Consider the following 25,830-nt stretch of genomic DNA (forward strand, 5'->3'; position numbering starts at 1 on the left):
GGCCCGGAGACCGGCCGGGCTCAGAGCCGGTCCGAGGCCCGCCGGAACGCCCAGTCCATGTCCGGCTCCGTCACCGGGCGCAGCACCCGGCGCACCGGTGGCGTGCACAGCAGCGTGACGGCGGCGGCTGCGACCACCGAGACGAGCACCAGCCCGGCGGGGTCCGAGAGCCACTCGTAGGCGTCGAACACCCCGGCGTACCCGGCCCCCTTGATCAGGAAGCCGTGCAGCAGATAGCCGCAGATCGTTCCGGCGCCGAGCACCGTGAACCACATGCGGCGGCGCGGCACCCAGGCCAGGAACCCGATGGTGAGCAGCAGCGCGCAGCCGAACATCGCCAGCGTCATCACGGCACCGGACCACCACGGGGCGCCCATCTCCTGCGCGCTGTTGCTGCGGTAGAACCAGCCCAGCTGCATCCGGGGCGCCGCCCAGTACGCGAACAGCAGGGCCCCGGCGAACAGCGGCAGCGCGAGCATCCGCACCTCGCGCCGGCGCACCAGCTCGAAGTGCTCGGGCTTCAGCCGCAGCCCCAGCACGAAGAACGGCAGGAACTGCAGAACACGCTGGAGATCGAGGTCGTCGCCGATCGTCGGGGAGAAGGAGGCGAACACGGCGATGACGAGCGCGACCGGCAGCGGATGGCGCAGCGCCTGCCAGAGCGGCGTGGTGATCCGCCAGATGAACAGCGCGATCAGGAACCACGTCAGGTACCAGGGGTCCATCAGGCTGATCGACTGATCGGCCGCGTCGTCCGCGTACCGCTTGAACAGCGAATACGCCGTCTCGAACACCACGTAGGGCACGGCGACGCCGGTGACCAGGCGCTTCACCTTCGCGGCGGACATGTCGAAGGAGCGGGAGAAGTAGCCGGAGACGATGATGAACGCCGGCATGTGGAAGGTGTACGCCACCATGTACAGCGCCCGGGCGGTCCGGCTGCCGTCCATCACCGGTTCCCATGAGTGCGCCACCGCGACGAGCACGATGGCCAGATATTTGACGTTGTCGAAGTAGGCGTCACGCCGCTTCGCCGGTGCGGAGGCCGGAGGCTTGTTCGCCACCGGTGCGGCGGGTGCAGCGGTGACGGTCGTCCCTCGGTGTCCGGGCTCCGGCTCCCGGGTCGCCGATGGGAGCGGGGCCCTCTGAAATACGTTCGGAGCGTGGAACATCTCATGCACCTTAGACGCCCCGATTGCAATTCGTAAAACCGCTCGGGGATATCGCTCGGTCCTGCCGTGTGTTCCTGTCCAATCGAAAGTGAAACCACCGGCAACCGCCCGCTATGCACCGATTCATCCACCTTAAATGGTGCATATCGGCAGCCTGTTGGGCGGCGTGAATTTAATCGCACTCAAGCCTGGGAATTGCATGTGAATGAAGTGTGTGGATATGGAAACCGTCACATTCGCAATCCATTGTGAATGTGTGATTCACAGCTCGCGCACAGAGTTACGGAACGCCGCTCGCGGACTTGCGGGGCACGGGCGGAGCCCTGTGCGACCCCTCGTGCGGTCGTGCGCCCCGGATGCACGCGGGGGCGCAAGGATGGCGAGATCCCGCCACTTCGATCCGTCACCCGGCAGCGACCACAGGGGAGTTGGTGGCACGATGGACGGGACGGAGGAGTGCTCGGCCGCACACCTCCGGGCCGGCAAGGCGGACCGACCAAGGGTGTGATCAGTCGTGGCCATTTCACTGTCTGTGGTGCTGATGTTGGCGATCATCCTGGTGGTCCTGATCCGGGGCGGCTCGATCAAGCCCGGGCCGGCGATCGTCGCGGCGCTCTTCGGCTTCTTCCTGGCATCGACCGGCATGGCGCCGTCGATCACCAGGTTCATGAACTCGATAGCGGAGACCATCAACCAGATCTCCTTCTGAATCCGGTCCGCCGCCCGCGCTCCGGCACGGGCGGCGGACCGGCGCAGTTCATACGGAACGCAAAAGGCCCGGTCCGGCGAGGAATTCGCCGGACCGGGCCCAAGCATGGAGCGGGCGACGGGAATCGAACCCGCGTAGCTAGTTTGGAAGACTAGGGCTCTACCATTGAGCTACGCCCGCAAAGCCGCACCGCAGATCCGGGGACCGGCGGCACGTGAAGCATCGTAGCGGGTCGCGGAGGCTGCCCGCACACCCGATTGCGGCCACCTGGTGTCGCGTCCGGTGCCACCCGCGAAAAGCGGCCGATGCACTGCCTGACTGCATGTACCCTACGTGTCGCACCGACGGGGTGTGGCGCAGCTTGGTAGCGCGTCCGCTTTGGGAGCGGAAGGTCGTCGGTTCGAATCCGGCCACCCCGACCACCGGCAAGACCTCAGGACCACACGAGCAAGATCCAGGGACCACCCGCAAGATCGCAGACCACGGGCAAGATCGCATTGTGGGAGTCCGACTCCTTGCCGTTACTATGCAAAATGCGTGCCCGTGTGTCTGATGTACCGGGCTCGGTCCGCGAAGCCGCCTCCAGTGCGGTGGAGCAGAACCCCAAGAAGTCAGCCACAAGGAGACCGAACCGTGAAGAGCGCCGTGGAGACCCTGAACCCGACCCGGGTTCGGCTCACTGTCGAGGTGCCCTTCGAGGAGCTCAAGGACAGCCTCGACGCGGCGTACAAGAAGATCAACCAGCAGGTCACGGTGAAGGGCTTCCGCAAGGGCAAGATCCCTGCCCGGGTCATCGACCAGCGCTTCGGCCGCGGTGCGGTGCTGGAGGAGGCCGTCAACGACGCCCTCCCGAAGTTCTACACCGAGGCCGTCAACGAGGGTGAGCTCAACGTCCTCGGTCAGCCCGAGGTCGACATCACCGAGCTGAAGGACGGCGAGCTGCTGGCCTTCACCGCCGAGGTTGACGTACGCCCCGAGATCGAGATCCCGGACTACTCCGGCATCGAGGTCACCGTCGACGCCCTCGAGGTCAGCGACGAGGACGTCGAGAAGGCCGTGGAGCAGCTCCGCGAGCGCTTCGCCTCCACCAACCCGGTCGAGCGCGCCGCCGCCGAGGGCGACGTCGTGACGATCGACCTGCAGGCCAAGGTCGACGGCGAGGTCCTGGAGGACGGCGTGGCCGAGGGTGTTTCGTACACCATCGGTTCCGGAGAGCTCCTCGACGGCATCGACGCCGCCGTCACCGGCCTGGAGGCGGGTGGCGAGGCCACCTTCACCTCCGAGCTGAAGGGCGGCTCCGCCGAGGGCAAGGAGGCCGAGGTCACCGTCAAGGTCGCCGCCGTCGCCGCCCGTGAGCTCCCCGAGCTGGACGACGAGTTCGCCCAGATGGCGAGCGAGTTCGACACCCTCGACGAGCTGAAGGCGGACAGCCGCAAGCGCCTGGAGAACACCAAGCAGTTCGACCAGGCCACCCAGGCCCAGGAGCGTGTCCTGGACGAGCTGCTGAAGCTCGCCGAGGTCCCGATCCCGGAGAAGCTGCTCGCGGACGAGGTCCAGACCCGCAAGCACAACCTGGAGCACCACCAGCTCGGTCAGATGGGTCTGACCCTCGACAAGTACCTGGAGATCCAGGGCAAGACGGTCGAGGAGTTCGACGCCGAGACCTCCGAGCAGGCGATCAAGGGCATCAAGACCCAGTTCATCCTGGACGAGATCGTCAACAAGGAGAAGCTGAACGTCAACCAGGAGGAGCTCACCGAGCACCTCATGCGGCGCGCTGCTTCCTCCGGCATGAGCCCCGACCAGTTCGCCCAGGCCGTCGTCGAGGGCGGCCAGGTGCCGATGCTCGTCGGCGAGGTCGCCCGCGGCAAGGCGCTGGCCGTGGTCGTCGAGGCCGCCAAGGTCGTCGACACCAACGGTGAGATCGTCGAGCTGGAGGACGACGAGGACGTGGTGGAGGAGGCCATCGAGGCCGTCGAGGCCGCCGAGGGCACCACCGAGGCCGCGGCCGACGCCGCCGCCGAGGCCGCCGAGGAGAAGAACGAGGCCTGAGCCTCGCGCTGAACCCGAACGACGGGCTCCGGACGCATGTGCGTCCGGAGCCCGTCGCCGTATGGCGTACGGTGCCCCACAACCCTTGTGCGGACTGCGGAGCTTGCGCTCCCAGCGAACAGTTGCGGAAGCGGGATGGCGTTGTCCTACCTGCGCGTTAGGGTCCATGAATAGGAAGGGCAGGGGAGTCCCCGCCCACCCGGTACGAAGACGCTGAGACGGCCGGAGCCGTCAGAGACGAGCAGGTGGATACGTGACGAATCTGATGCCCTACGCCGCCGGAGAGCCGTCCCTCGGTGGAGGCCTCGGTGACCAGGTCTACAGCCGGCTGCTCGGCGAGCGCATCATCTTCCTCGGTCAGCAGGTCGACGATGAGATCGCCAACAAGATCACCGCGCAGCTGCTTCTTCTCGCCGCGGAGCCCGAGAAGGACATCTACCTCTACATCAACAGCCCCGGCGGTTCGGTGACGGCCGGCATGGCGGTCTACGACACCATGCAGTACATCCCGAACGACGTCGTCACCATCGGAATGGGCATGGCGGCCTCGATGGGCCAGTTCCTGCTCACCGGCGGCACCGCGGGCAAGCGCTTCGCGCTCCCGAACACCGACATCCTCATGCACCAGGGTTCGGCCGGCATCGGCGGCACGGCCTCGGACATCAAGATCCAGGCCCAGTACCTGCTGCGCACCAAGCAGCGGATGGCGGAGATCACCGCCCGTCACTCCGGCCAGACCGTCGAGACGATCATCCGCGACGGCGACCGCGACCGCTGGTACACCGCGGAGGAGGCCAAGGAGTACGGCCTCATCGACGAGATCATCACAGCCGCATCGGGCGTTCCGGGCGGCGGCGGCACCGGCGCCTGATCCGGTCACCGGATCCGGCCCACCGCCCCGCGCACCTCTCGTACGCCGAGACACCCAGCCACAGAACGCCACCAGGATGGTGAACACCCACATGAACAACTTCCCCGGCGCCTCCGCGAGCGGCCTCTACACCGGCCCGCAGGTGGACAACCGCTACATCGTGCCGCGCTTCGTGGAGCGCACCTCGCAGGGCGTGCGTGAGTACGACCCGTACGCGAAGCTCTTCGAGGAGCGCGTGATCTTCCTCGGCGTGCAGATCGACGACGCCTCCGCCAACGACGTCATGGCGCAGCTGCTGTGCCTGGAGTCGATGGACCCGGACCGGGACATCTCGATCTACATCAACAGCCCCGGCGGCTCGTTCACCGCGCTCACCGCGATCTACGACACGATGCAGTTCGTGAAGCCGGACATCCAGACGGTCTGCATGGGCCAGGCGGCCTCCGCCGCGGCCGTGCTGCTCGCCGCGGGTACGCCCGGCAAGCGGATGGCGCTGCCCAACGCCCGTGTGCTGATCCACCAGCCGTCCTCGCAGACCGGCCGTGAGCAGCTCTCCGACCTGGAGATCGCGGCCAACGAGATCCTGCGGATGCGCACCCAGCTGGAGGAGATGCTGGCCAAGCACTCCACCACGCCGATCGACAAGATCCGCGACGACATCGAGCGCGACAAGATCCTGACCGCCGAGGACGCCCTCGCCTACGGTCTCGTCGACCAGATCGTGTCGACCCGCAAGCAGGCGGCCACGGCCGCCTGACGTCCGCCTTCACCCCTTGGCACACCGTGTTCGCGCGGTCTTCGCCGTGTGAACCGTGCCAAGGGGGGCCCGAACGGGGGGCCAGGCAAGGTACCGTCGGATAGAGGCACCAGGAGCCGCTGAACCAAGCTGCTCCCAGGCGAAGGGGAAGCACCTCGTGGCACGCATCGGTGATGGCGGCGATCTGCTCAAGTGCTCGTTCTGCGGAAAGAGCCAGAAGCAGGTGAAGAAGCTCATCGCGGGACCCGGTGTGTACATCTGCGACGAGTGCATCGATCTCTGTAACGAGATCATCGAGGAGGAGCTCGCGGAGACCTCCGAGGTGCGGTGGGAGGAACTCCCCAAGCCGCGCGAGATCTACGAGTTCCTCGAGGGGTACGTCGTCGGGCAGGAGCCCGCGAAGAAGGCCCTCTCGGTCGCTGTGTACAACCACTACAAGCGGGTCCAGGCGGGCGAGAACGGCGGCGCGCAGGGCCGCGACGACGCCATCGAGCTGGCCAAGTCCAACATCCTGCTGCTGGGCCCCACGGGCTCCGGCAAGACGCTGCTCGCGCAGACGCTGGCCCGCATGCTCAACGTCCCGTTCGCCATCGCCGACGCGACGGCGCTGACGGAGGCCGGCTATGTCGGCGAGGACGTCGAGAACATCCTGCTGAAGCTGATCCAGGCCGCGGACTACGACGTCAAGAAGGCCGAGACCGGGATCATCTACATCGACGAGATCGACAAGGTCGCCCGCAAGAGCGAGAACCCGTCGATCACCCGCGATGTCTCCGGCGAGGGCGTCCAGCAGGCCCTGCTGAAGATCCTGGAGGGCACCACCGCCTCCGTACCGCCGCAGGGCGGACGGAAGCACCCGCACCAGGAGTTCATCCAGATCGACACGACGAACGTGCTGTTCATCGTGGGCGGTGCCTTCTCCGGCCTGGAGCGGATCATCGAGTCCCGGGCGGGTGCCAAGGGCATCGGCTTCGGCGCGACGATCCGTTCGAAGCGGGAGATCGAGGCGAGCGACCAGTTCCAGGAGGTCATGCCGGAGGACCTGGTGAAGTTCGGAATGATCCCGGAGTTCATCGGCCGGCTGCCCGTCCTGACCTCGGTCCACAACCTGGACCGCGAGGCGCTGCTGCAGATCCTCGTCGAGCCGCGCAACGCGCTGGTGAAGCAGTACCAGCGCCTCTTCGAACTCGACGGCGTCGAGCTGGACTTCGACCGCCCGGCCCTGGAGGCCATCGCCGACCAGGCGATCCTGCGCGGCACCGGAGCGCGTGGCCTGCGGGCCATCATGGAGGAGGTCCTCCAGTCGGTGATGTACGAGGTGCCGTCCCGCAAGGACGTCGCCCGCGTCGTCATCACGGCCGACGTCGTCCGCAACAACGTGAACCCGACGCTGGTCCCGCGCGAGCCGCGGACGATCGGCAAGGGCGACGGCGGGCGGCACGAGAAGTCCGCGTAGCAGCAGGCATACGGAAAAGGGGCGCCCGGCCGGGCGCCCCTTTTCCGTATGTGCGGTCCGATCAGACCTTGGTGCGGGACGTGTTGTAGAGCTTGGCGGTCAGGGCGGCCAGGTCGTCCTGGGACATGCCCTTGCCGGCCATGGAGAGCGCCACGTCGACCCCGCTCACCACACCGACCGTGCTGTAGTCGGCCCAGACACAGGTGGGAATGGTGAACTCCTTCGGCCCGTTCTTCGCGGTTCCGTCACCCTTGCTGTTCGTCACCTTCATGTCCTGGCACTTCATCAGCGCCCCCTTGAAACCGGACGGGGTCTTGGCCTGGGCGCTTCCGACGAGGGAGTACTGCAAGTCCTTGTTCTTCTTCTGCATGTCGTTCTCGGTGTTCGTGAACGAATTGTCGATGACCTTCGCGGGGTCGGTGACGTCGCCCCAGATGCCCTGGAGCGTGAGGCCCTTGATACTGAGCTCGTTCTCCTTGGTGCCCGCGCTGTACTGAGCCACCGTCTGCTGGGGGTTCTTGATCCCCATCCCTTCGGCCTTCGTCTTGCTCTCGCCGGTCATCGGCGACGACGCACCCCCCGACGAGTCGTTCTTGTAGTCGTCCACCGACGCCGCGGGCGTCAGTTTGTACCCCTTGGTGGAGTCCGCGACGTCGCTGTTGCTCGCGCCGCCCCCCGACGTCAGGAAGTACACCCCGCCCCCGATGACCGCCAGCGCCACGACGACGCCACCGACGATCAGGCCGGTCTTCTTCTTCGGCTGGGCCGGGGGCATCGGCATCGTGCCGTACGCCTGCTGGCCGCCGTACGGGGGCGTGGGGGGCTGCTGGCCGTACGGGCCGGGCTGCTGGGCCTGGGGGTAGCCGTAGCCCGGCTGGGGCTGCTGCTGGGGCGGGACACCCTGGGGGGCCTGCTGCGGGTATCCGTACCCCGGCTGGCCCTGCGGGGGCTGGCCACCGTACGGGCCCGGCTGCTGGCCGTACGGGCCGGGCTGGCCCTGCGGCTGTTGGCCGTAGGGGCCGGGCTGACCCTGGGGCGGCTGACCGCCGTACGGCCCCGGCTGGCCCTGGGGCGGCTGGCCGCCGTACGGGCCCGGCTGGTTGTAGCTCATCTGCGGTGTCCCCTGTTCGTCATGCTTATGCGTTCCGAACATCCTGACGGAAGGGCTCCCCGTATGGAGCACCGGGAGTCACTCCGTTACTCAACAAACCGGTTTCAGTGCACGACTGTGACGGCCCTAAACTGTCCCCCGTGACCGAGAACACTCAGCAGACGCCAGCCAGCAACCCCGAACTGCCGACCCAGTACGCACCGGCCGAGGTAGAGGGGAAGCTGTATGAGCGCTGGGTAGAACGGGGTTACTTCACCGCCGACGCGAAGAGCGACAAGCCCCCGTACACGATCGTCATTCCGCCGCCGAACGTCACCGGTGCGCTCCACCTGGGCCATGCCTTCCAGGTCACGCTCATGGACGCCCTCACGCGGCGCAAGCGCATGCAGGGCTTCGAGACGCTGTGGCTGCCGGGAATGGACCACGCGGGCATCGCCACCCAGAACAAGGTCGAACAGCAGCTCGCCGAGGAAGGCAAGTCGCGGCAGGATCTCGGCCGCGAGGCGTTCACCGAGCGCGTCTGGCAGTGGAAGGACGAGTACGGCGGCCGGATCCTGGGCCAGCTGAAGCGCCTCGGTGCAGGGCTCGACTGGTCGCGTGAGCGGTTCACCATGGACGAGGGGCTCTCCAAGGCCGTCCAGACGATCTTCAAGAAGCTCTACGACGACGAGCTGATCTACCGCGCCGAGCGCATCATCAACTGGTGCCCGCGCTGTCTGACCGCGATCTCCGACATCGAGGTCGACTACCAGGACGACGACGGCGAGCTCGTCTCGTTGAAGTACGGCGAGGGCGACGAGACCGTCGTCGTGGCCACCACCCGGGTCGAGACCATGCTCGGTGACACGGCCGTCGCCGTTCACCCCGACGACGAGCGGTACGCACACCTCGTCGGCAAGCGGATCAAGCTGCCGCTGACCGACCGGACGATCCCGGTCGTCGCCGACACTCACGTCGACCCCGAGTTCGGCACGGGTGCCGTCAAGGTGACGCCCGCTCACGACCCGAACGACTTCGCGATCGGCCAGCGCCACGACCTCGAGCTCATGACGATCATGGACGAGCGCGGTGTCATCACCGTTCACGGCCCCTTCCAGGGACTCGACCGCTTCGAGGCGCGCTCCGCGATCGTCGCCGCCATGCGCGAGCAGGGCCGCGTCGTCGCCGAGAAGCGTCCGTACGTCCACTCCGTCGGGCACTGCTCGCGCTGCAAGACGACTGTCGAGCCCCGCCTCTCCCTCCAGTGGTGGGTCAAGGTCGAGACGCTCGCCAAGGCCGCGGGCGACGCGGTCCGCGACGACCGGGTCGCGCTCCACCCGAAGGACATGGAGAAGCGGTACTTCGACTGGGTCGACAACCTCAACGACTGGTGCATCTCACGGCAGTTGTGGTGGGGCCACCGGATTCCCGTCTGGTACGGGCCGAACGGCGAAATGGTCTGCGTCGGCCCCGACGACGAGGCGCCCACCGGCGAGGGCTGGGTCCAGGACGAGGACGTCCTCGACACCTGGTTCTCGTCCGGTCTCTGGCCGTTCTCGACGCTCGGCTGGCCGGAGGAGACCCCGGACCTCGAGAAGTTCTACCCGACCGACGTCCTGCTCACCGGGCACGACATCATCTTCTTCTGGGTCGTCCGGATGATGATGTTCGGTCTGTACGCGATGGACGGTGAGGTCCCCTTCAAGACCGTCGCGCTCACCGGTCTGGTCCGGGACGAGTTCGGCAAGAAGATGTCGAAGTCCAACCCGAACGCGGTGGACCCGATCGACTGGATGGACGCGTACGGCTCGGACGCCGTGAGGTTCACGCTCGCCACAGGGGCCAACCCGGGCGCGGACGTGCCGATCGGAGAGGACTGGGTCAAGGCCTCCCGCAACTTCGCCAACAAGATCTGGAACGCCACCCGCTTCGCGCTGATGAACGGCGCGACCGTGGAGGGCGAGCTGCCGCCCGTCGAGCAGCTGTCGGCGACCGACCGGTGGATCCTGTCGCGGCTGAACAAGACGGTCGCCGAAGTCGACGCGTTCTACGACGACTTCCAGTTCGCGAAGCTCTCCGACGCCCTTTACCACTTCGCGTGGGACGAGGTCTTCGACTGGTACGTCGAGCTGTCGAAGACGACCTTCTTCGCGGGCGGCGAGGGCGCCAAGGTCTCAGGCCGGGTCCTCGGCGAGGTCCTGGACGTGATGCTGCGCGTGCTGCACCCGATCGTCCCGTTCGTCACCGAGACGCTGTGGACCACGCTCACCGGCAAGGAGACCCTGGTCATCGCCGACTGGCCGAAGGACTCCGGCTTCCGCGACGACGCGGCCGAGCAGGAGATCGCGCTCGTCCAGCAGGTCGTCACCGAGGTCCGCCGGTTCCGCTCCGACCAGGGTCTGCAGCCCGGCCAGAAGGTCCCGGCCGAGCTCACCCTGACCGGTACGCCGCTCGCCCCGCACGAGGCGGCCATCCGCCAGCTGCTGCGGCTCCAGCCCGCCGAGGAGGGCTTCCACGCCACCGCGTCGCTGCCCGTCGCGGGGGCCACGGTCGCGCTCGACCTCTCCGGCACCATCGACGTCGAGGCGGAGCGCAAGCGTCTGACGAAGGACCTGGGCGCCGCCGAGAAGGAGAAGGCCCAGGCGGTCGGCAAGCTCTCCAACGAGGCGTTCCTCGGCAAGGCCCCGGACAACGTGGTCGACAAGATCCGCGGCCGGCTCGCCAAGGCCGAGACCGACATCGAACGGATCTCCGGTCAACTGGCGAATCTGCCGCAGAGCTGATCCCCTGAGCACGGAGTCCCCGTTCCTCTGACCGACCAGGGGGACGGGGGCTTCGCTCTTTCCGCCGGTATCCGGCCCCCGGTATTCGTCCCCGCCACCGGGCGCTGCGCGCGATGTCCGTGCCCATCCGTAGACTGGCCCCGTGAGTGAGCCCCGCCCTTCCGACCGGCACGACGACTCCGATCCCGACGAGACCTTCGCGGAGATCGTCGACGAAGAGACCCAGCGCGACCCCGACCTGGCGGTGATCGAGGCCGGGAGCCGCACGCTGCGCACCCGCTCCGGACCGCCGCAGGGCGACGAGGTCCCCGCCCGCCCCGCCGATCCCGAGGTGGACAAGGCGCTGCGCGCCGTGGAGCAGGAGCTCGCCGGACGCTGGGGCGAGACCAAGCTGGAGCCCTCCGTCACGCGCATCGCCGCGCTGATGGACGTGCTCGGCGAGCCGCAGCGCGCGTACCCCTCGATCCACATCACCGGGACCAACGGCAAGACGAGCACGGCCCGCATGATCGAGGCGCTGCTCGGCGCCTTCGACCTGCGTACCGGCCGCTACACCTCGCCGCACGTCCAGTCGATCACCGAGCGGATCAGCCTGGACGGATCCCCGATCGACCCCGAGCGGTTCATCGAGGCGTACCAGGACATCAAGCCGTACGTGGAGATGGTCGACGCCCAGCAGCCGTACCGGCTCTCCTTCTTCGAGGTGCTGACGGGCATGGCGTACGCGGCCTTCGCCGACGCGCCGGTCGACGTAGCGGTCGTCGAGGTCGGCATGGGCGGCAGCTGGGACGCGACCAACGTCATCGATTCCTCGGTCGCCGTCGTCACCCCCATCTCGCTGGACCACACCGACCGGCTGGGCACCACGCCCGCCGAGATCGCCGGCGAGAAGTCCGGGATCATCAAGCAGGGCGCCACGGTCATCCTGGCCCAGCAGCCGGTGGACGCCGCGCAGGTCATGCTGAAGAAGGCCGTCGAGGTCGATGCCACGGTGGCCCGCGAGGGCATGGAGTTCGGCGTCGTCTCGCGCGAGATCGCCGTCGGCGGGCAGCTGCTGACGCTGCGCGGCCTGGGCGGCGAATACGAGGAGATCTTCCTCCCGCTCTACGGCGCCCACCAGGCGCACAACGCGGCGGTGGCGCTCGCCGCGGTGGAGGCGTTCTTCGGGATCGGCGCCGAGCAGCCCGGCTCGCTCGACCACGAAACGGTCCGCCGGGCGTTCGCCTCGGTGGTCTCCCCGGGCCGCCTCGAAGTCGTCCGCTCCAGCCCCACCGTCGTCCTGGACGCTGCGCACAACCCGGCGGGCGCCCGCGCCACCGCCGACGGGCTCTCCGAGGCGTTCGGCTTCTCCCGGCTGATCGGTGTCGTCGGCACCAGCTCCGACAAGGACGTCAAGGGGCTCCTCGAAGCCTTCGAGCCGATCTTCGCCGAGGTCGTCATCACGCAGAACTCCAGCGGCCGCGCGATGGACGTCGACGAACTCGCCGCCGTCGCGGTCGAGGTCTTCGGCGAGGACCGCGTCCAGGTGGAGCCACGCCTGGACGATGCCCTGGAGGCGGCGATCACCCTCGCCGAGGAAGAGGACGAGTACGCGGGCGCCGGGGTGCTGGTGACCGGTTCCGTGATCACGGTCGGCGAGGCCCGGCTGCTTCTGGGAAGGCGCTGACCGCATGCGTACGCTCTGTGCATCCACGCTGATCGGCGAGTTCTTCGTGATCGGCTTCGCCGGACTTGTCGCGATGAAGTCCGACGACCTGACCAATGCCACTGTCTGGACGGTCTGCGGCATCGGCATGCTGCTCTCCGTGCTGCTCTGCGGGATGATCACCCGCCCCGGTGGCATACAGCTCGGCTGGGTGCTGCAGATCGCCCTGGTGCTGAGCGGCTTCGTCGTCCCGATGATGTTCATCCTCGGCGTGGTCTTCGCGGGCCTGTGGTGGGCCTCGGTGCACTACGGCCGCAAGATCGACGAGGCGAAGGCCCGCTGGGCGGCGGCGCAGGATGCCGCCGAGGCCCCGGCCGGCGGCTGATGCGGTGCCCGGTGGCCAAACCCGGCCGCCGGGCCGTCTCCGTACCCCTGTAGCCTCGGGTTCACCGCACCCGCATGCCTGCAAGGAGCCGCACACCATGACCCAGCGCACCCTCGTTCTCCTCAAGCCCGACGCGGTCCGGCGCGGACTGGTCGGCGAGATCGTCGGGCGGATCGAGCGCAAGGCCGGCTGGCGGATCACCGCACTGGAGCTGCGCACCCTCGACCGCGCCACGCTGGAGCAGCACTACGCCGAGCACGTCGGCCGCCCGTTCTACGAGCCGCTCGTCGAGTTCATGCAGTCCGGCCCGATCGTGGCGCTGGTCGCCGAGGGCGAGCGGGTCATCGAGGGTGTCCGTACGCTGGCCGGCCCCACCGACCCGATCGCCGCCGCGCCCGGATCCATCCGCGGTGACTTCGGCACCATCACCCGGGAGAACCTCATCCACGCCTCGGACTCCGAGGAGTCCGCGGAGCGGGAACTGAAGCTCTTCTTCCCCGGACTCGTCTGATCCGCGATCAGCCGAACAGCGCTCATGACCTGGGGCGACCGAATTAATTCGGTCGCCCTTCGGTATAGGGTCCTGGATCGCGGGAACGCATCCCTCCGACGTAACGTCACCATGAGTGGAACGGCCACCCGTTCCGCCCACAATGGCGAAGGACCCTCGCGCGGTGTCCGTCAATACGGCACTACGATGGAATCTTCCACGCCCGCAGCGCTCAGCTCGCCGTCCAGAACAAGCCATATATCGCTTTCTTGGAAGGCCCGACGCATCCTCAATGGGGAACAAGGGGAAATCAATGTCGTTCATCGGCCGTGACATGGCTATCGACCTCGGGACTGCCAACACGCTGGTGTACGTCAGGGGGCGCGGCATCGTCCTGAACGAGCCGTCCGTCGTGGCCATCAACACCAACACCGGCGGCATCCTGGCGGTCGGCTCCGAGGCCAAGAAGATGATCGGGCGCACGCCGGGCAACATCGTTGCCGTGCGGCCCCTGAAGGACGGCGTGATCGCCGACTTCGAGATCACCGAGCGGATGCTCCGCTACTTCATCCTGAAGATCCACAAGCGCCGCTACCTGGCCCGCCCCCGGGTCGTCGTCTGCGTGCCCTCCGGCATCACCGGGGTCGAGCGACGCGCCGTCATCGAGGCGTCGACGCAGGCCGGTGCGCGCCAGGTGCACATCATCGAGGAGCCCATGGCCGCGGCCATCGGTTCCGGGCTGCCGGTCCACGAGGCCACCGGCAACATGGTCGTCGACATCGGCGGCGGCACCACCGAGGTCGCGGTCATCTCGCTGGGCGGAATCGTCACTGCCCAGTCGATCCGGGTCGCCGGTGACGAACTGGACAACGCGATCATCCAGCACGTCAAGAAGGAGTACTCGCTCCTCCTCGGCGAGCGCACCGCCGAACAGATCAAGATCACGATCGGTTCGGCGTACGACATGGACAAGGACGAGCACACTGAGATCCGCGGCCGCGACCTGGTCTCCGGGCTGCCCAAGACCGTGGTCATCTCGGCCGCCGAGGTCCGCAAGGCCATCGAGGAGCCGGTCAACGCGATCGTCGACGCCGTGAAGACCACGCTCGACAAGTGCCCGCCGGAGCTCTCCGGCGACGTCATGGACCGCGGCATCGTCCTCACCGGCGGCGGCGCGCTGCTGCGCGGACTGGACGAGCGGCTGCGCCGCGAGACCGGCATGCCGATCCACATCGCGGAGGACCCGCTGGACTCGGTGGCGCTCGGATCCGGCAAGTGCGTCGAGGAGTTCGAGGCGCTCCAGCAGGTCCTGGACGCCCAGCCCCGCAGGTGAACAACCCCGTAGGTGAACCACCCCGCGGGTGAACAACCCGCAGGTGGACAGCCCCGCAGGTGAACCACCCGGCGGGTGGACAACACAGCGGTCCGCTGTACGGAACACTGCCGTTCCGTGCAGCCGATCGTTGATATACAGGCACGAACATTCCGACGAGGAAGGCACGGCCGCCGCACGTGAGGGACACACGAGAGAGCCGGCTGCTCCTGGTGCTGCTGATCGCCATCGCGTTCGCATTGATCACGGTGGACATCCGCGGGGGCGAGGAGTCGCCGGTGGACGGCGCCCGGCGGGCCGCCGCAGCGGCCTTCGGGCCGGTGGAGAACGGCGTCGCGGCCGCCGTCGACCCGGTGGGCAACGCCATAGGGGCGGTACGCGACTCCGGCGAACGGCACAACCGGATCGCCCAGCTGGAACAGCAGAACGCCGCGCTCAAGACGAAGCTCGGCAGCGACGACCGCAACCGCAGCCGGGTCCGTGAACTGGACCGGCTGCTGAAGAATTCGGCCGCCGGCCAGTACGGCATCAAGGGCGCCGAGGTCATCGCCATAGGAGCGGCCCAGGGCTTCTCCTGGACGGTCACCATCGACGCGGGTTCCGACGACGGAATCAAGCGCGACATGACGGTCATCAACGGCGACGGGCTGGTCGGCCGGGTCACCACCGTCGGCCCGGACACCGCCACGGTGCTCCTCGCCAACGACCCCGACTTCACCGTCGGCACCCGCATGGAGAAGACCGACGAACTCGGCTTCGCCACCGGCCAGGGCTCCCAGCCGCTGTCCGTCCAGTTCCTCAACGGCAAGGCCAAGGTGAAGAAGGGCGACCGGCTCGTCACCTTCGGCTCCAGCAGGGACAAGCCCTTCGTGCCCGGCGTCCCGGTCGGCGAGGTCGTCCGGGTCGACCCGTCCGGCGGCGGCCTGACCCGTACCGTCTACGTCCGCCCGTACGTCGGCTTCACCAAGCTCGACATCGTCGGCGTCGTGGTCCAGGCCCCGCGCGAGGACCCCCGTGACATGGTCCTGCCGAAGCAGCCGGCCAAGCCCGCCAAGCCGAAGCCCACCCCCACCGTCACCGTCACCATCTCGCCCAACGGCGACATCGTCGACACCGAGGGGAACGTGGTCGGCAACATCCACGAGAGCCCGGATCCCAGCAACAGCCCGGACCCGAACGGCACTCCGGGCGCCACACCGAACGCTGATAACGCGGTAGACGAGCAGAGGTAGAGCTGATTCCCATGCGCCTGAACCGGATTCTGCTCTCCACCGTCCTGGTCGTCGTCGCTCTCGTCGTCCAGGTCTCCGTGCTCGCCCGGCTCCAGCTCCCCGGCGCCGTGCCGGACCTGCTGCTCCTGGTCGTCCTCGCTCTCGCCTTCGTGTACGGGCACGTCAGCGGCGCCCTCATCGGCTTCGGCGCGGGACTCCTCGCCGACCTGGCACCGCCCGCCGACCATGCCGCCGGACGCTACGCACTGGTCCTCTGCGTCATCGGCTACCTCGCCGGGCTGGCGAAGCCGGAGAACGGGCAGCTGAAGTCGGCGATGGTCCCGATGATCGGGGTCGTCGCCGCCGCGATCGGCTCGACCCTGCTGTACGCGATGGTCGGCGCGCTCGTCGGGGACACGGCGGCCCGTCATGTCGGCCTCGGCAGCCTGATGTTCACGGCGGCCGTCTACGACCTGCTCCTCGCCCCCTTCGTCGTACCGCTGGTCATGGCGATCGCCAGACGCACGGTGAACGCCCCGCTCTCGGACTCCTCCGGCGGCGGCGACGTGGCCGCGGGCTGGCTCGCCTCCGGCACCGGACTGCGGATCGGCAGCCAGCGCGGCGGACTGCGCGTCAAGGCCGCCCGCAGCCGCGCGGCCCGCGCGGGACGGATCAAGGGAGTCAAGCGACTGTGAGACCGCACCGCAGGCGGGACACCGCGCGTACCTCCGGCCCGACCACCACCGGGGGCACCCCGTGACCAACATCCCCGAGACCGGCCGGACCCAGCGGGTCCAGATCCGTCTCATCGTCATCCAGGTCCTCGTCTTCTCCCTGCTGCTCACCCTCGGCGGACGCCTCTGGTACCTCCAGATCCGCAACGGCCAGGAGTACAGCGACGAGGCGAAGAACAACCACGTCCAGCAGGTCGTCCAGCCCGCCGTCCGCGGCTCCATCCTCGATGCGCGCGGTGTGCCGCTGGCCGACAACGAGACCCGTCTCGTCGTCTCCGCGAGCCGCACCGAGCTGATGAAGATGGACGACGACGGCAAGAGCGTCCTGACCCGGCTCGCCGGCGTCCTCGACATGAAGCCCAAGGAAGTCCTCGACAAGGTCCGGCTCTGCGACTCCAAGACGCCGCAGCCCTGCTGGAACGGCTCGCCGTACCAGCCGATCCCGGTCACCGACGAGGCCACCACCCAGCAGGCCCTCACGATCCGCGAACGCGCCGAGGACTTCCCCGGCATCACTGCCGAGCCCACCGCCGTACGCCGTTACGGAGAGCCCGGCAAGGCCAACACCGCCCAGGTCCTCGGCTACCTCTCGCCGGTCACCGACGAGGAGATCACCAAGGCCCAGGACACCGACTCGCCGTACCTCCGCTCCGACCAGGTCGGCCGCTCCGGCCTGGAGCGCACCTACGACAAGGAGCTGCGAGGCAAGGCCGGGGTCACCCGCTACGAGGTCGACAACCTCGGCCGGGTCATCGGCCAGGCGAAGGACGACAAGGCGGAACCCGGCTCCAGCGTCGTCACCTCCATCGACGCCCGGGTCCAGGCCGTCGCCGAGTACGAGCTCAACGAGGCCATGAAGACGGCCCGTAAGTCCTTCGACAAGAACACCGGCGAGAACTACAAGGCCGACTCCGGCGCCGTCGTCGTCATGGAGGCCAAGACCGGCCGCGTCGTCGCGATGGCCTCGCTGCCGAACTACGACCCCAACTCCTGGGTCGGCGGTATCTCCGCCAAGGACTACGCCAAGCTCACCGGCAAGAAGTCCAACTTCCCGCTGCTGAACCGGGCGATCCAGGGCCAGGCCGCCCCCGGCTCGATCTTCAAGGTCATCTCCTCGACCGCCGCGGTCAACGCCGGTTACCCCTTCGACGGCCACTACCCGTGCCCCAGCTCGTACAACGTCGGCGGGCAGACCTTCAAGAACTTCGAGTCCCAGGGCTACGGCGACATCACCATCGGCCGGGCCCTCGAAGTCTCCTGCGACACCGTGTACTACGGCATCGCGCACAAGGAGTGGCTGAAGGACGGCGGGATGACCCCCAAGAAGAACACCAAGGACTGGTTCTACAAGACCGCCCACCAGTTCGGCCTCGGCAAGGAGACCGGCATCGACCTCCCCAACGAGGTCAGCGGCCGGGTCCCCGACCGCAAGTGGAAGCAGGACTTCTACAAGGCGAACAAGGACGCCTGGTGCAAGCAGGGCAAGAAGGGCGGCACGTACGTCGAGCAGATCGCGTACGAGAACTGCCTCGAAGGCGACAAGATGCGCGCCGGTGACTCCGTCAACTACTCGATCGGCCAGGGCGACACGCTCGTCACGCCGATCCAGATGGCCACCATCTACGCCGCGATCTCCAACGGCGGCACCCTGTACGACCCCACCGTCGGCAAGGCGATCGTCAGCGGCGACGGCAAGAGTGTCGAGGTGATCAAGCCCGAGTCGCACGGCAAGCTGCCGTTCTCGCGCAAGACCCGCAACGAGATAGACGGTGCCCTCGCGGGAGTCGCGACCCGTGGTTCGGCCGCCTGGCGATTCGGCGGCTGGCCGCAGGACAAGATCCCGATGCACGCCAAGACGGGTACCGCCGAGGTCTACGGCAAGCAGACGACCTCCTGGTTCGCCACGTACACCAAGGACTACTCGATCGTCATGACGATCTCCCAGGGCGGTACGGGCTCCGGTGCGTCCGGGCCCGCCGTGCGCAACATCTACGACGCCCTCTACGGTCTCGACGACTCCGGCAAGCAGGACCTGAAGAAGGCGCTGCTGCCCACCCCGCAGAAGTCCCTGCCGAAGATCCAGCAGGACGGCTCGATCGACGCCCCGGAGATCAAGCCCTACAACCCGGACTCGCAGAAGACCCCGGAGGAACAGACCCTCGCCGCGGCGCTGGGGAGGCGTGACTGATGGCCGGCTTCTCCGTCCAGCGGTACGCCCCCGAGCGGTCCGCCTGGGGCAAACTCACCGCCCGCGACTCCGTCGTACGCAAACTCGACTGGCCGCTGCTCGGCTCCGCGATCGCGCTCTCCTTCATCGGCTCGCTGCTGGTCTACTCGGCGACCCGGGGACGTGACTCGCTCACCCACGGCGACCCGTACTACTTCCTCTTCCGGCACGCCCTCAACACCGGCATCGGCTTCGCCCTGATGGTCGGCACGATCTGGCTCGGCCACCGCACCCTGCGCGGCGCCGTCCCGATCCTCTACGGCCTCTCGGTGCTCCTGGTGCTCGCGGTGCTCACCCCGCTCGGCGCCACCGTCAACGGCGCCCACGCCTGGATCATCATCGGCGGCGGGTTCTCGCTCCAGCCGTCCGAGTTCACCAAGATCACCATCATCCTGATCATGGCGATGCTGCTCGCCGAGCGCGTCGACGCGGGCGACCAGCTCTATCCCGACCACCGGACCGTCGCCAAGGCCCTCGGCCTGGCGGCCGTCCCGATGGCCGTCGTCATGGGAATGCCGGACCTCGGCTCCGTGATGGTCATGGTCGTCATCGTGCTCGGTGTGCTCCTCGCCTCCGGCGCCTCCAACCGCTGGATCGCCGGGCTGCTCGGCGCGGGTGTGGCCGGCGCGATCGCGATCTGGCAGCTCGGCCTGCTCGACGAGTACCAGATCGCCCGCTTCGCCGCCTTCGCCAACCCCGCGCTCGACCCGGCGGGCGTCGGCTACAACACCAACCAGGCCCGCATCGCGATCGGCTCCGGCGGCCTCTCCGGGACGGGCCTGTTCCACGGCACCCAGACCACCGGCCAGTTCGTCCCCGAGCAGCAGACCGACTTCGTCTTCACCGTCGCGGGCGAGGAGCTCGGCTTCCTCGGCGCCGGGCTGATCCTCGTCCTGCTCGGCGTCGTCCTGTGGCGCGCCTGCCGGATCGCCCGCGAGACGACCGAGCTGTACGGCACGATCGTCGCCGCCGGAATCATCGCCTGGTTCGCCTTCCAGGCCTTCGAGAACATCGGGATGACGCTGGGCATCATGCCGGTCGCCGGGCTCCCGCTGCCGTTCGTGTCGTACGGAGGGTCCTCGATGTTCGCCGTCTGGGTGGCCGTCGGGCTGCTCCAGTCGATCAGGGTGCAACGGCCGATAAGCGCCTGAGCCGCTACCGGAGCACTGCCCATTCGCGCACAAGGCGTCTAGATTCGGGTCATGGCGGACTCGAAGCGCGAGATCGAGCGGAAGTACGAAGCCACCGCGGACACCCGGCTCCCGGACCTGAGCCGGGTGGCCGGGGTCTGCGCCGTCGCCCACCGGGGCGTCACCGAACTGGACGCCGTCTACTACGACACCGAGGACCTCCGGCTCGCGGCGGACTCCCTCACCCTGCGCCGCCGCACCGGCGGGAGCGACGCCGGCTGGCACCTCAAGTTCCCGGTCGCCTCCGGCATCCGGGACGAGCTGCGAGAACCCCTCTCCGACACCCTGCCGCGCTCCTTCGCGGGGCTGCTGCGCTCCCGGGTCCGCGACCGCGGCCTCGTCCCCGTCGTCCGGCTGGTCTCCGCCCGCGACGTCCACCACCTGCTCGACGCCGAGGGCGCCCTGCTCGCCGAGGTCAGCGTCGACCGGGTGCGGGCCGAACGGCTGACGGGCGGCGGAGCCGCGGCCGCCCGGACCGCCTGGACCGAGATCGAGGCGGAACTCGCGGACGACGGCGACCCCGCCTTCCTCGACGCCGTGGAGCGCCGGCTGCGCAAGGCCGGGATCCGCCCGTCCGCGTCCCCGTCCAAGCTGTCCAGGGCACTTGCCGAGACCGCGCCGAAGCAGCAGAAGAGCCCGGCGGGCCGGGGGAAGAGCCCCGCGGGCAAGACCCGGCAGAAGCCCACCGCGGGCGATCACGTCCTCGCGTACATACGCCACCAGACCGAGGCGATCGTCGCCCTGGACCCCGCCGTGCGCCGCGACCTCCCCGACTCCGTGCATCAGATGCGGGTCGCCACCCGCAGGCTGCGCAGCGCGCTGCGGACGTACCGGAGGATCCTCGACCGCGACGCCACCGACCCGGTCGGCGCCGAGCTGAAATGGCTGGCCGCCGAGCTCGGCATCGACCGCGACCAGGAAGTGCTCGACGCCCGGCTGCGCGCCCGTCTCGCGGAACTGCCCCGCACCCTGGTCCTCGGCCCGGTCCGCGGCCGGCTCCGGATCTGGTCGGCGGCCACCCGCAACGGCTCCCGCCGCCGCACCGTCGCCGTGCTCGACGGGAAGCGGTACCTGGCCCTCCTGGAGAGCCTCGACGCCCTGCTCGCCGCCCCGCCCCTGCTGCCCGCCGCCGCACGTGCCCCCGGGCGGGAGCTGTCCCGCGCCGTGCTGAAGGAGTACGGGCGCCTCGCGGACCGGGCCGGCCGCGCCCTGGAGCTCCCGCCCGGCCACGACCGGGATCTGGCCGTGCACGAGGCCCGCAAGGCCGCCAAACGCGTCCGGTACGCGGCGGAGGCGGCCCGGCCCGCGCTCGGGAAACCCGCCGGGCGGTTCGCCGGACGGATGAAGGCGGTCCAGAGCCTCCTCGGCGACCACCAGGACAGCGTGGTGGCCCGCGAGGCCCTGCGCACCCTGGCCGTCCAGGCGCACGCGGCGGGGGAGCCGGCCTTCACCTGGGGACTGCTGTACGGGCGGGAGGAGGCGGTCGCCGCCGCCCGGGAACGGGAGCTGCCCGAGGTGTGGAGGCGGGCGTCACGGCCCCGGTTGCGGACGGCTCTGGAAGGCTGAGCATCGGGGTACGCTTGATGGTCACCCTTGCCGGCTCTCGAAAGTTCGCGATGTCTGTCGATTCGGTCTTCCCACAGCTCGAAGCTCTGCTCCCGCATGTGCAGAAGCCCATCCAGTACGTCGGCGGTGAGCTGAACTCCACCGTCAAGCCGTGGGACGAATGCGACGTCCGCTGGGCCCTGATGTACCCGGACGCGTACGAGGTCGGGCTCCCCAATCAGGGCGTCATGATCCTCTACGAGGTACTCAACGAGCGCCAGGGCGTGCTCGCCGAGCGCACCTACAGCGTGTGGCCGGACCTCGAAGAGCTGATGCGCGAGCACAAGGTCCCGCAGTTCACCGTGGACAGCCACCGCCCGGTCAAGGCGTTCGACGTCTTCGGGCTGAGCTTCTCCACCGAGCTCGGCTACACCAACATGCTCACCGCCCTGGACCTCGCGGGCATCCCGCTGGAGGCCCGGAACCGCACCATCGACGACCCGATCGTCCTCGCGGGCGGCCACGCCGCGTTCAACCCCGAGCCGATCGCCGAGTTCATCGACTGCGCGGTCATCGGCGACGGCGAGCAGGCCGTCCTGGAGATCACCGAGATCATCCGCGCCTGGAAGGCCGAGGGCCGCCCCGGCGGCCGCGAGGAGGTGCTCTTCCGCCTCGCGAGGACCGGCGGCGTCTACGTCCCGGGCTTCTACGACGTCGAGTACCTCCCGGACGGCCGGATCGGCCGTGTCGTGCCGAACAAGTCGGGCGTGCCGTGGCGGGTCTCCAAGCACACCGTCATGGACCTCGACGAGTGGCCGTACCCGAAGCAGCCCCTCGTCCCGCTCGCCGAGACCGTCCACGAGCGGATGTCCGTCGAGATCTTCCGCGGCTGCACCCGCGGCTGCCGTTTCTGCCAGGCCGGCATGATCACGCGCCCCGTGCGGGAGCGAAGCATCACCGGCATCGGCGAGATGGTCGAGAAGGGTCTCAAGGCGACCGGCTTCGAGGAGGTCGGCCTGCTCTCGCTCTCCTCCGCCGACCACACCGAGATCGGTGAGATCGCCAAGGGCCTCGCCGACCGCTACACCGAGGACAAGATCGGTCTCTCGCTGCCGTCCACCCGCGTCGACGCGTTCAACGTGGACCTCGCCAACGAGCTGACCCGCAACGGCCGCCGCTCCGGCCTCACCTTCGCCCCCGAGGGCGGCTCCGAGCGGATGCGCAAGGTCATCAACAAGATGGTCTCCGAAGAGGACCTCATCCGTACCGTCGCCACCGCGTACGGCAACGGCTGGCGCCAGGTGAAGCTGTACTTCATGTGCGGCCTGCCCACCGAGACCGACGAGGACGTCCTCCAGATCGGCGACATGGCGGTCAACGTGATCGCCAAGGGCCGCGAGGTCTCCGGCCAGAACGACATCCGCTGCACCGTCTCCATCGGCGGCTTCGTGCCCAAGCCGCACACCCCGTTCCAGTGGGCCCCGCAGCTGAGCGCCGAGGAGACCGACGCCCGGCTCACCAAGCTCCGCGACAAGATCCGCGGCGACAAGAAGTACGGCCGCTCCATCGGCTTCCGCTACCACGACGGCAAGCCCGGCATCGTCGAGGGCCTGCTCTCGCGCGGCGACCGCCGCGTCGGCTCCGTCATCCGCGCGGTCTACGAGTCCGGCGGCCGCTTCGACGGCTGGCGCGAGCACTTCAGCTACGACCGCTGGATGACCGCCGCCGAGAAGACGCTGCCCGAGTACGGCGTGGACGTCGACTGGTACACCACCCGCGAGCGGAGCTACGAGGAGGTCCTGCCCTGGGACCACCTGGACTCCGGCCTCGACAAGGACTGGCTCTGGGAGGACTGGCAGGACTCGCTCGACGAGACCGAGGTCGAGGACTGCCGCTGGACCCCGTGCTTCGACTGCGGCGTCTGCCCGCAGATGGACACCAGCATCCAGATCGGCCCGACCGGCAAGAAGCTGCTGCCGCTCACGGTCGTGAAGTAGCCGGCCGCCGCGGGCGCGTCCCCGCAGGTGACGGATGAGTGACGAAGGCCCGGCCCGGGAAACCCCCGGCCGGGCCTTCGCGTCGTTCACGGCATGGACTGCGCCAGACACCGGGCCCCGGCGGAGTACCGAGCCGACGAGGGCTGCCTGACCCTGCTGATCCGGATCCCGGTCCGGATCGTGGTGCTGGTGGTCGTCCTGCCCGTACGGATGGCCTGGGACGCCCTGGTGGTGGCGGCCCGCGCCGCCTACCGGACGCTGCTGCGCCCGCTGGGCCGCGCCCTGGTCCGGCTGTACGAGCCGGTGCTCGTCCCGCTCGGACATGCGCTGATGTGGCTGGGCGCGGCGGTCTTCGTGTGGCCGTGGGTCGCGCTCTGGCGGTATGCGCTGGTGCCGGGGGTGCGGTACGGGCTGGTGGTGCCGGTGGTGTGGCTGTACGAGTCGGTGCTCACTTCGGTCGGGCACGGGCTGCGGTGGACGTACCGGGAGCTGCTCGCACCCGCCGGACGCGGTATCCGCCGGGCCGTCGGCCGGGTGCTCCTCGTCTTGGTCGTCCTGCCGGTGACCGGGCTGTGGCGGTACGTCCTGGTCCCCCTCGGGCACGGTGCGGCCTGGCTGGTCGAGCACCTGGCCGTACGGCCGCTGCGGTGGCTGTACGAGGAAGTGCTCACCCCGCTCGGCCACGGCGCCGCCTGGCTGCTCGACAAGCTGGCGCACGGAATCGCGGCCATCGGGACCGGGCTATGGAGGGCGGCGGTGTGGCTGGTCAGGACGCTGCTGGTCGTGCCGCTTCACTGGCTGCACCGGAGGCTCCTTTCCCCGCTGGGCCGGGAGATCGCGGCCGCGTTCGGTATCGCCTGGCAGGTCGCGGGGTACATCTCGCGGGCTCTCGGCCGGGCCATCGCCTGGCTGGCCTGGCATCTGGTCGGGGCGCCGGTGGCCTGGGCCTACCGCACGGTCTGCACACCGTTGGGCCATTTCGTGCGCGATCGGATCCGGGCCCCGGCCGGGCGGGCCGCCGCCGAGGCGGGACGGGTGGCCCGGTCGGCGCTGCGCTCGGCGGGCGAGACCGTACGCCAGGCACGCCGCGATGCGTGGCGGGCCCTGGTCGGCGGTGCCCGGGAGCCCGAGCCCCGGGAACTGGGGAGGCGTGTTACGCGTAGGCTGGGTGCTACGCAACAAACAACGACTGTGCCCAGCGCGGCGCCCGAACCAGAGATCTCCTCGCCCGGAGAGAAAAAAGCCGAGCGGGGGTGAGCCGGACCGGACACCCCGGGCCACCCGCATTTCGAGGGCGGCGCCCCACCGCGTCCGCCCCGCACCGAGGAGAAGAACCACTGGGCAAGCGACAGCCCGAAGGCCCGCCGCCCGCACCGGCAGTGCAGCGCATCCGACTGCGCTACACCAAGCGCGGCCGCCTCCGGTTCACCAGTCACCGTGACTTCCAGCGCGCCTTCGAGCGGGCACTGCGCCGTTCCGAGGTGCCCATGGCCTACTCGGCAGGGTTCACCCCGCACCCGAAGGTGTCGTACGCCAACGCCGCCCCGACCGGCACGGGCAGTGAGGCCGAGTTCCTGGAGATCGCCCTCACCGAGGCCCGCGATCCGGCCGTCCTGCGGGACCTGCTCAACGACTCGCTGCCGGACGGTCTCGACATCACGGACGCCGTGGAGGCCCGTACCTCGGGTCTCGCCGACCGGCTGACCGCCTCCGTCTGGGAGCTCCGTCTCGACGGTGTCGCCGTGGCGGACGCGGCCGAGGCCGTGGCCGCGTTCAACGGGGCGGAGACCGTCGAGGTCCAACGCCGTGCCAAGAACGGCATGCGCACCTTCGACGCCCGTGCCGCCGTGGTCGACCTGCAGGCCCTTGATCCACAGGCTGATAGGCCCGAGGACAGGCCCTGTGCGATACTGCGGCTGGTTGTTCGGCACGTGACACCTGCCGTGCGACCTGACGACGTCCTGTCCGGTCTCCGAGTTGTGGCCGACCTGGCGCCGCCGGTCCCCGCAGCGGTGACCAGGCTGGCGCAGGGGCTCTTCGACGAGGAGTCCGGCACGGTGACCGACCCGCTCGCGCCCGACCGCGAGGCAGCCCCGGCCGCTCCATCAGCGGCCACCGGGACCGCCGTCGCGACGGCGCCGGAAGGTGCAGGTTCCGCGTAAGGCGGTCGTTGCAGCGCAGCC

20 protein-coding genes and 2 tRNA genes are annotated in these 25,830 nt (G+C 69.0%); 19 read left to right on the forward strand and 3 right to left on the reverse strand.

Translation table 11 applies throughout. From position 1 onward, the window contains the following. Positions 1-20: 20 nt before the first annotated feature. Positions 21-1,172: an acyltransferase family protein gene (locus OG842_RS26090; RefSeq protein ID WP_266733055.1), complete on the reverse strand. Its 1,152-nt coding sequence runs from the start codon at positions 1,170-1,172 to the stop codon at positions 21-23. Between the two features lie 514 nt (positions 1,173-1,686). Between OG842_RS26090 and OG842_RS26095 the strand changes: the two genes are divergently transcribed. Next, positions 1,687-1,881, forward strand: a complete 195-nt coding sequence (locus tag OG842_RS26095; protein ID WP_266733056.1) for a hypothetical protein — start codon at positions 1,687-1,689, stop codon at positions 1,879-1,881. A 106-nt stretch (positions 1,882-1,987) separates the two neighbouring features. Here OG842_RS26095 and OG842_RS26100 read toward each other — a convergent pair. After that, positions 1,988-2,061 (reverse strand) — tRNA-Gly (locus OG842_RS26100). 165 nt (positions 2,062-2,226) lie between these two features. Here OG842_RS26100 and OG842_RS26105 point away from each other — a divergent pair. From OG842_RS26105 to clpX, 5 genes are all read left to right on the forward strand, one after another. After that, a tRNA-Pro gene (locus OG842_RS26105) sits at positions 2,227-2,303 on the forward strand. Between the two features lie 211 nt (positions 2,304-2,514). Beyond that, entirely contained in the window at positions 2,515-3,933 is a 1,419-nt protein-coding gene (gene tig, locus OG842_RS26110; protein ID WP_266733057.1) for a trigger factor, read from the forward strand. Positions 3,934-4,198: 265 nt separating this feature from the next. Further along, on the forward strand, positions 4,199-4,804 hold the full coding sequence (locus OG842_RS26115; protein ID WP_187438547.1) for an ATP-dependent Clp protease proteolytic subunit: 606 nt from the start codon (positions 4,199-4,201) through the stop codon (positions 4,802-4,804). Positions 4,805-4,880: 76 nt separating this feature from the next. Then, complete coding sequence (locus tag OG842_RS26120; RefSeq protein ID WP_323185784.1) at positions 4,881-5,561, forward strand: ATP-dependent Clp protease proteolytic subunit; 681 nt, start codon at positions 4,881-4,883, stop codon at positions 5,559-5,561. Positions 5,562-5,718: 157 nt separating this feature from the next. Beyond that, positions 5,719-7,017, forward strand: coding sequence for an ATP-dependent Clp protease ATP-binding subunit ClpX (gene clpX / locus OG842_RS26125; protein ID WP_072483632.1), 1,299 nt, complete (start codon positions 5,719-5,721; stop codon positions 7,015-7,017). 61 nt (positions 7,018-7,078) lie between these two features. On the opposite strand, the gene OG842_RS26130 is transcribed toward clpX, so the two are convergent. Beyond that, the gene (locus OG842_RS26130; protein WP_266733061.1) at positions 7,079-8,128 is read right to left on the reverse strand and encodes a hypothetical protein; all 1,050 of its coding nucleotides are present in this window, start codon (positions 8,126-8,128) and stop codon (positions 7,079-7,081) included. A 140-nt stretch (positions 8,129-8,268) separates the two neighbouring features. On the opposite strand from OG842_RS26130, the gene OG842_RS26135 reads away from it, so the two are divergent. From OG842_RS26135 to OG842_RS26195, 13 genes are all read left to right on the forward strand, one after another. After that, a complete protein-coding gene (locus OG842_RS26135) occupies positions 8,269-10,890 on the forward strand; it encodes a valine--tRNA ligase (RefSeq protein WP_266733062.1) in 2,622 nt (873 codons plus the stop codon). A gap of 142 nt (positions 10,891-11,032) precedes the next feature. Then, positions 11,033-12,556 (forward strand): bifunctional tetrahydrofolate synthase/dihydrofolate synthase, encoded by a 1,524-nt coding sequence (gene folC, locus OG842_RS26140; RefSeq protein WP_266733063.1) that lies wholly within the window; start codon positions 11,033-11,035, stop codon positions 12,554-12,556. Between the two features lie 4 nt (positions 12,557-12,560). Then, positions 12,561-12,920, forward strand: coding sequence for a DUF4233 domain-containing protein (locus OG842_RS26145; protein ID WP_266733064.1), 360 nt, complete (start codon positions 12,561-12,563; stop codon positions 12,918-12,920). Between the two features lie 97 nt (positions 12,921-13,017). Continuing rightward, positions 13,018-13,431, forward strand: coding sequence for a nucleoside-diphosphate kinase (gene ndk / locus OG842_RS26150; protein WP_266733065.1), 414 nt, complete (start codon positions 13,018-13,020; stop codon positions 13,429-13,431). Positions 13,432-13,723: 292 nt separating this feature from the next. Continuing rightward, positions 13,724-14,743: a rod shape-determining protein gene (locus OG842_RS26155; RefSeq protein ID WP_124717728.1), complete on the forward strand. Its 1,020-nt coding sequence runs from the start codon at positions 13,724-13,726 to the stop codon at positions 14,741-14,743. Between the two features lie 179 nt (positions 14,744-14,922). After that, entirely contained in the window at positions 14,923-15,975 is a 1,053-nt protein-coding gene (gene mreC / locus OG842_RS26160; protein WP_266733066.1) for a rod shape-determining protein MreC, read from the forward strand. Between the two features lie 11 nt (positions 15,976-15,986). Then, complete coding sequence (gene mreD, locus OG842_RS26165) at positions 15,987-16,649, forward strand: rod shape-determining protein MreD (protein ID WP_266733067.1); 663 nt, start codon at positions 15,987-15,989, stop codon at positions 16,647-16,649. Between the two features lie 61 nt (positions 16,650-16,710). Then, on the forward strand, positions 16,711-18,876 hold the full coding sequence (gene mrdA / locus OG842_RS26170) for a penicillin-binding protein 2 (protein ID WP_266733068.1): 2,166 nt from the start codon (positions 16,711-16,713) through the stop codon (positions 18,874-18,876). After that, on the forward strand, positions 18,876-20,066 hold the full coding sequence (gene rodA / locus OG842_RS26175; protein ID WP_266733069.1) for a rod shape-determining protein RodA: 1,191 nt from the start codon (positions 18,876-18,878) through the stop codon (positions 20,064-20,066). The genes mrdA and rodA overlap by 1 nt, the downstream gene beginning before the upstream one ends. 51 nt (positions 20,067-20,117) lie before the next feature. Then, complete coding sequence (locus OG842_RS26180) at positions 20,118-21,671, forward strand: CYTH and CHAD domain-containing protein (protein ID WP_266733070.1); 1,554 nt, start codon at positions 20,118-20,120, stop codon at positions 21,669-21,671. Between the two features lie 50 nt (positions 21,672-21,721). Next, the gene (locus OG842_RS26185; RefSeq protein ID WP_266733071.1) at positions 21,722-23,647 is read left to right on the forward strand and encodes a TIGR03960 family B12-binding radical SAM protein; all 1,926 of its coding nucleotides are present in this window, start codon (positions 21,722-21,724) and stop codon (positions 23,645-23,647) included. Between the two features lie 93 nt (positions 23,648-23,740). Next, positions 23,741-24,904 (forward strand): hypothetical protein, encoded by a 1,164-nt coding sequence (locus OG842_RS26190; RefSeq protein WP_266733072.1) that lies wholly within the window; start codon positions 23,741-23,743, stop codon positions 24,902-24,904. 122 nt (positions 24,905-25,026) lie between these two features. Continuing rightward, a complete protein-coding gene (locus OG842_RS26195; protein WP_266733073.1) occupies positions 25,027-25,809 on the forward strand; it encodes a TIGR03936 family radical SAM-associated protein in 783 nt (260 codons plus the stop codon). Positions 25,810-25,830: the final 21 nt, after the last annotated feature.

It is taken from the genome of Streptomyces sp. NBC_00376, assembly GCF_036077095.1.
In the GTDB taxonomy this organism is placed as follows: Bacteria; Actinomycetota; Actinomycetes; order Streptomycetales; family Streptomycetaceae; genus Streptomyces.

Bases quoted from the DNA above. Each gene is read 5' to 3' on its own strand.
- OG842_RS26090 (WP_266733055.1), bottom strand. From the start codon at position 1,172: ATGTTCCACGCTCCGAACGTATTTCAGAGGGCCCCGCTCCCATCGGCG.
- OG842_RS26115 (WP_187438547.1), top strand. From the start codon at position 4,199: ATGCCCTACGCCGCCGGAGAGCCGTCCCTCGGTGGAGGCCTCGGTGAC.
- OG842_RS26120 (WP_323185784.1), top strand. From the start codon at position 4,881: ATGGTGAACACCCACATGAACAACTTCCCCGGCGCCTCCGCGAGCGGC.
- OG842_RS26130 (WP_266733061.1), bottom strand. From the start codon at position 8,128: ATGAGCTACAACCAGCCGGGCCCGTACGGCGGCCAGCCGCCCCAGGGC.
- OG842_RS26145 (WP_266733064.1), top strand. From the start codon at position 12,561: ATGCGTACGCTCTGTGCATCCACGCTGATCGGCGAGTTCTTCGTGATC.
- ndk (WP_266733065.1), top strand. From the start codon at position 13,018: ATGACCCAGCGCACCCTCGTTCTCCTCAAGCCCGACGCGGTCCGGCGC.
- OG842_RS26155 (WP_124717728.1), top strand. From the start codon at position 13,724: ATGTCGTTCATCGGCCGTGACATGGCTATCGACCTCGGGACTGCCAAC.
- mreD (WP_266733067.1), top strand. From the start codon at position 15,987: ATGCGCCTGAACCGGATTCTGCTCTCCACCGTCCTGGTCGTCGTCGCT.
- rodA (WP_266733069.1), top strand. From the start codon at position 18,876: ATGGCCGGCTTCTCCGTCCAGCGGTACGCCCCCGAGCGGTCCGCCTGG.
- OG842_RS26180 (WP_266733070.1), top strand. From the start codon at position 20,118: ATGGCGGACTCGAAGCGCGAGATCGAGCGGAAGTACGAAGCCACCGCG.
- OG842_RS26185 (WP_266733071.1), top strand. From the start codon at position 21,722: ATGTCTGTCGATTCGGTCTTCCCACAGCTCGAAGCTCTGCTCCCGCAT.
- OG842_RS26190 (WP_266733072.1), top strand. From the start codon at position 23,741: ATGGACTGCGCCAGACACCGGGCCCCGGCGGAGTACCGAGCCGACGAG.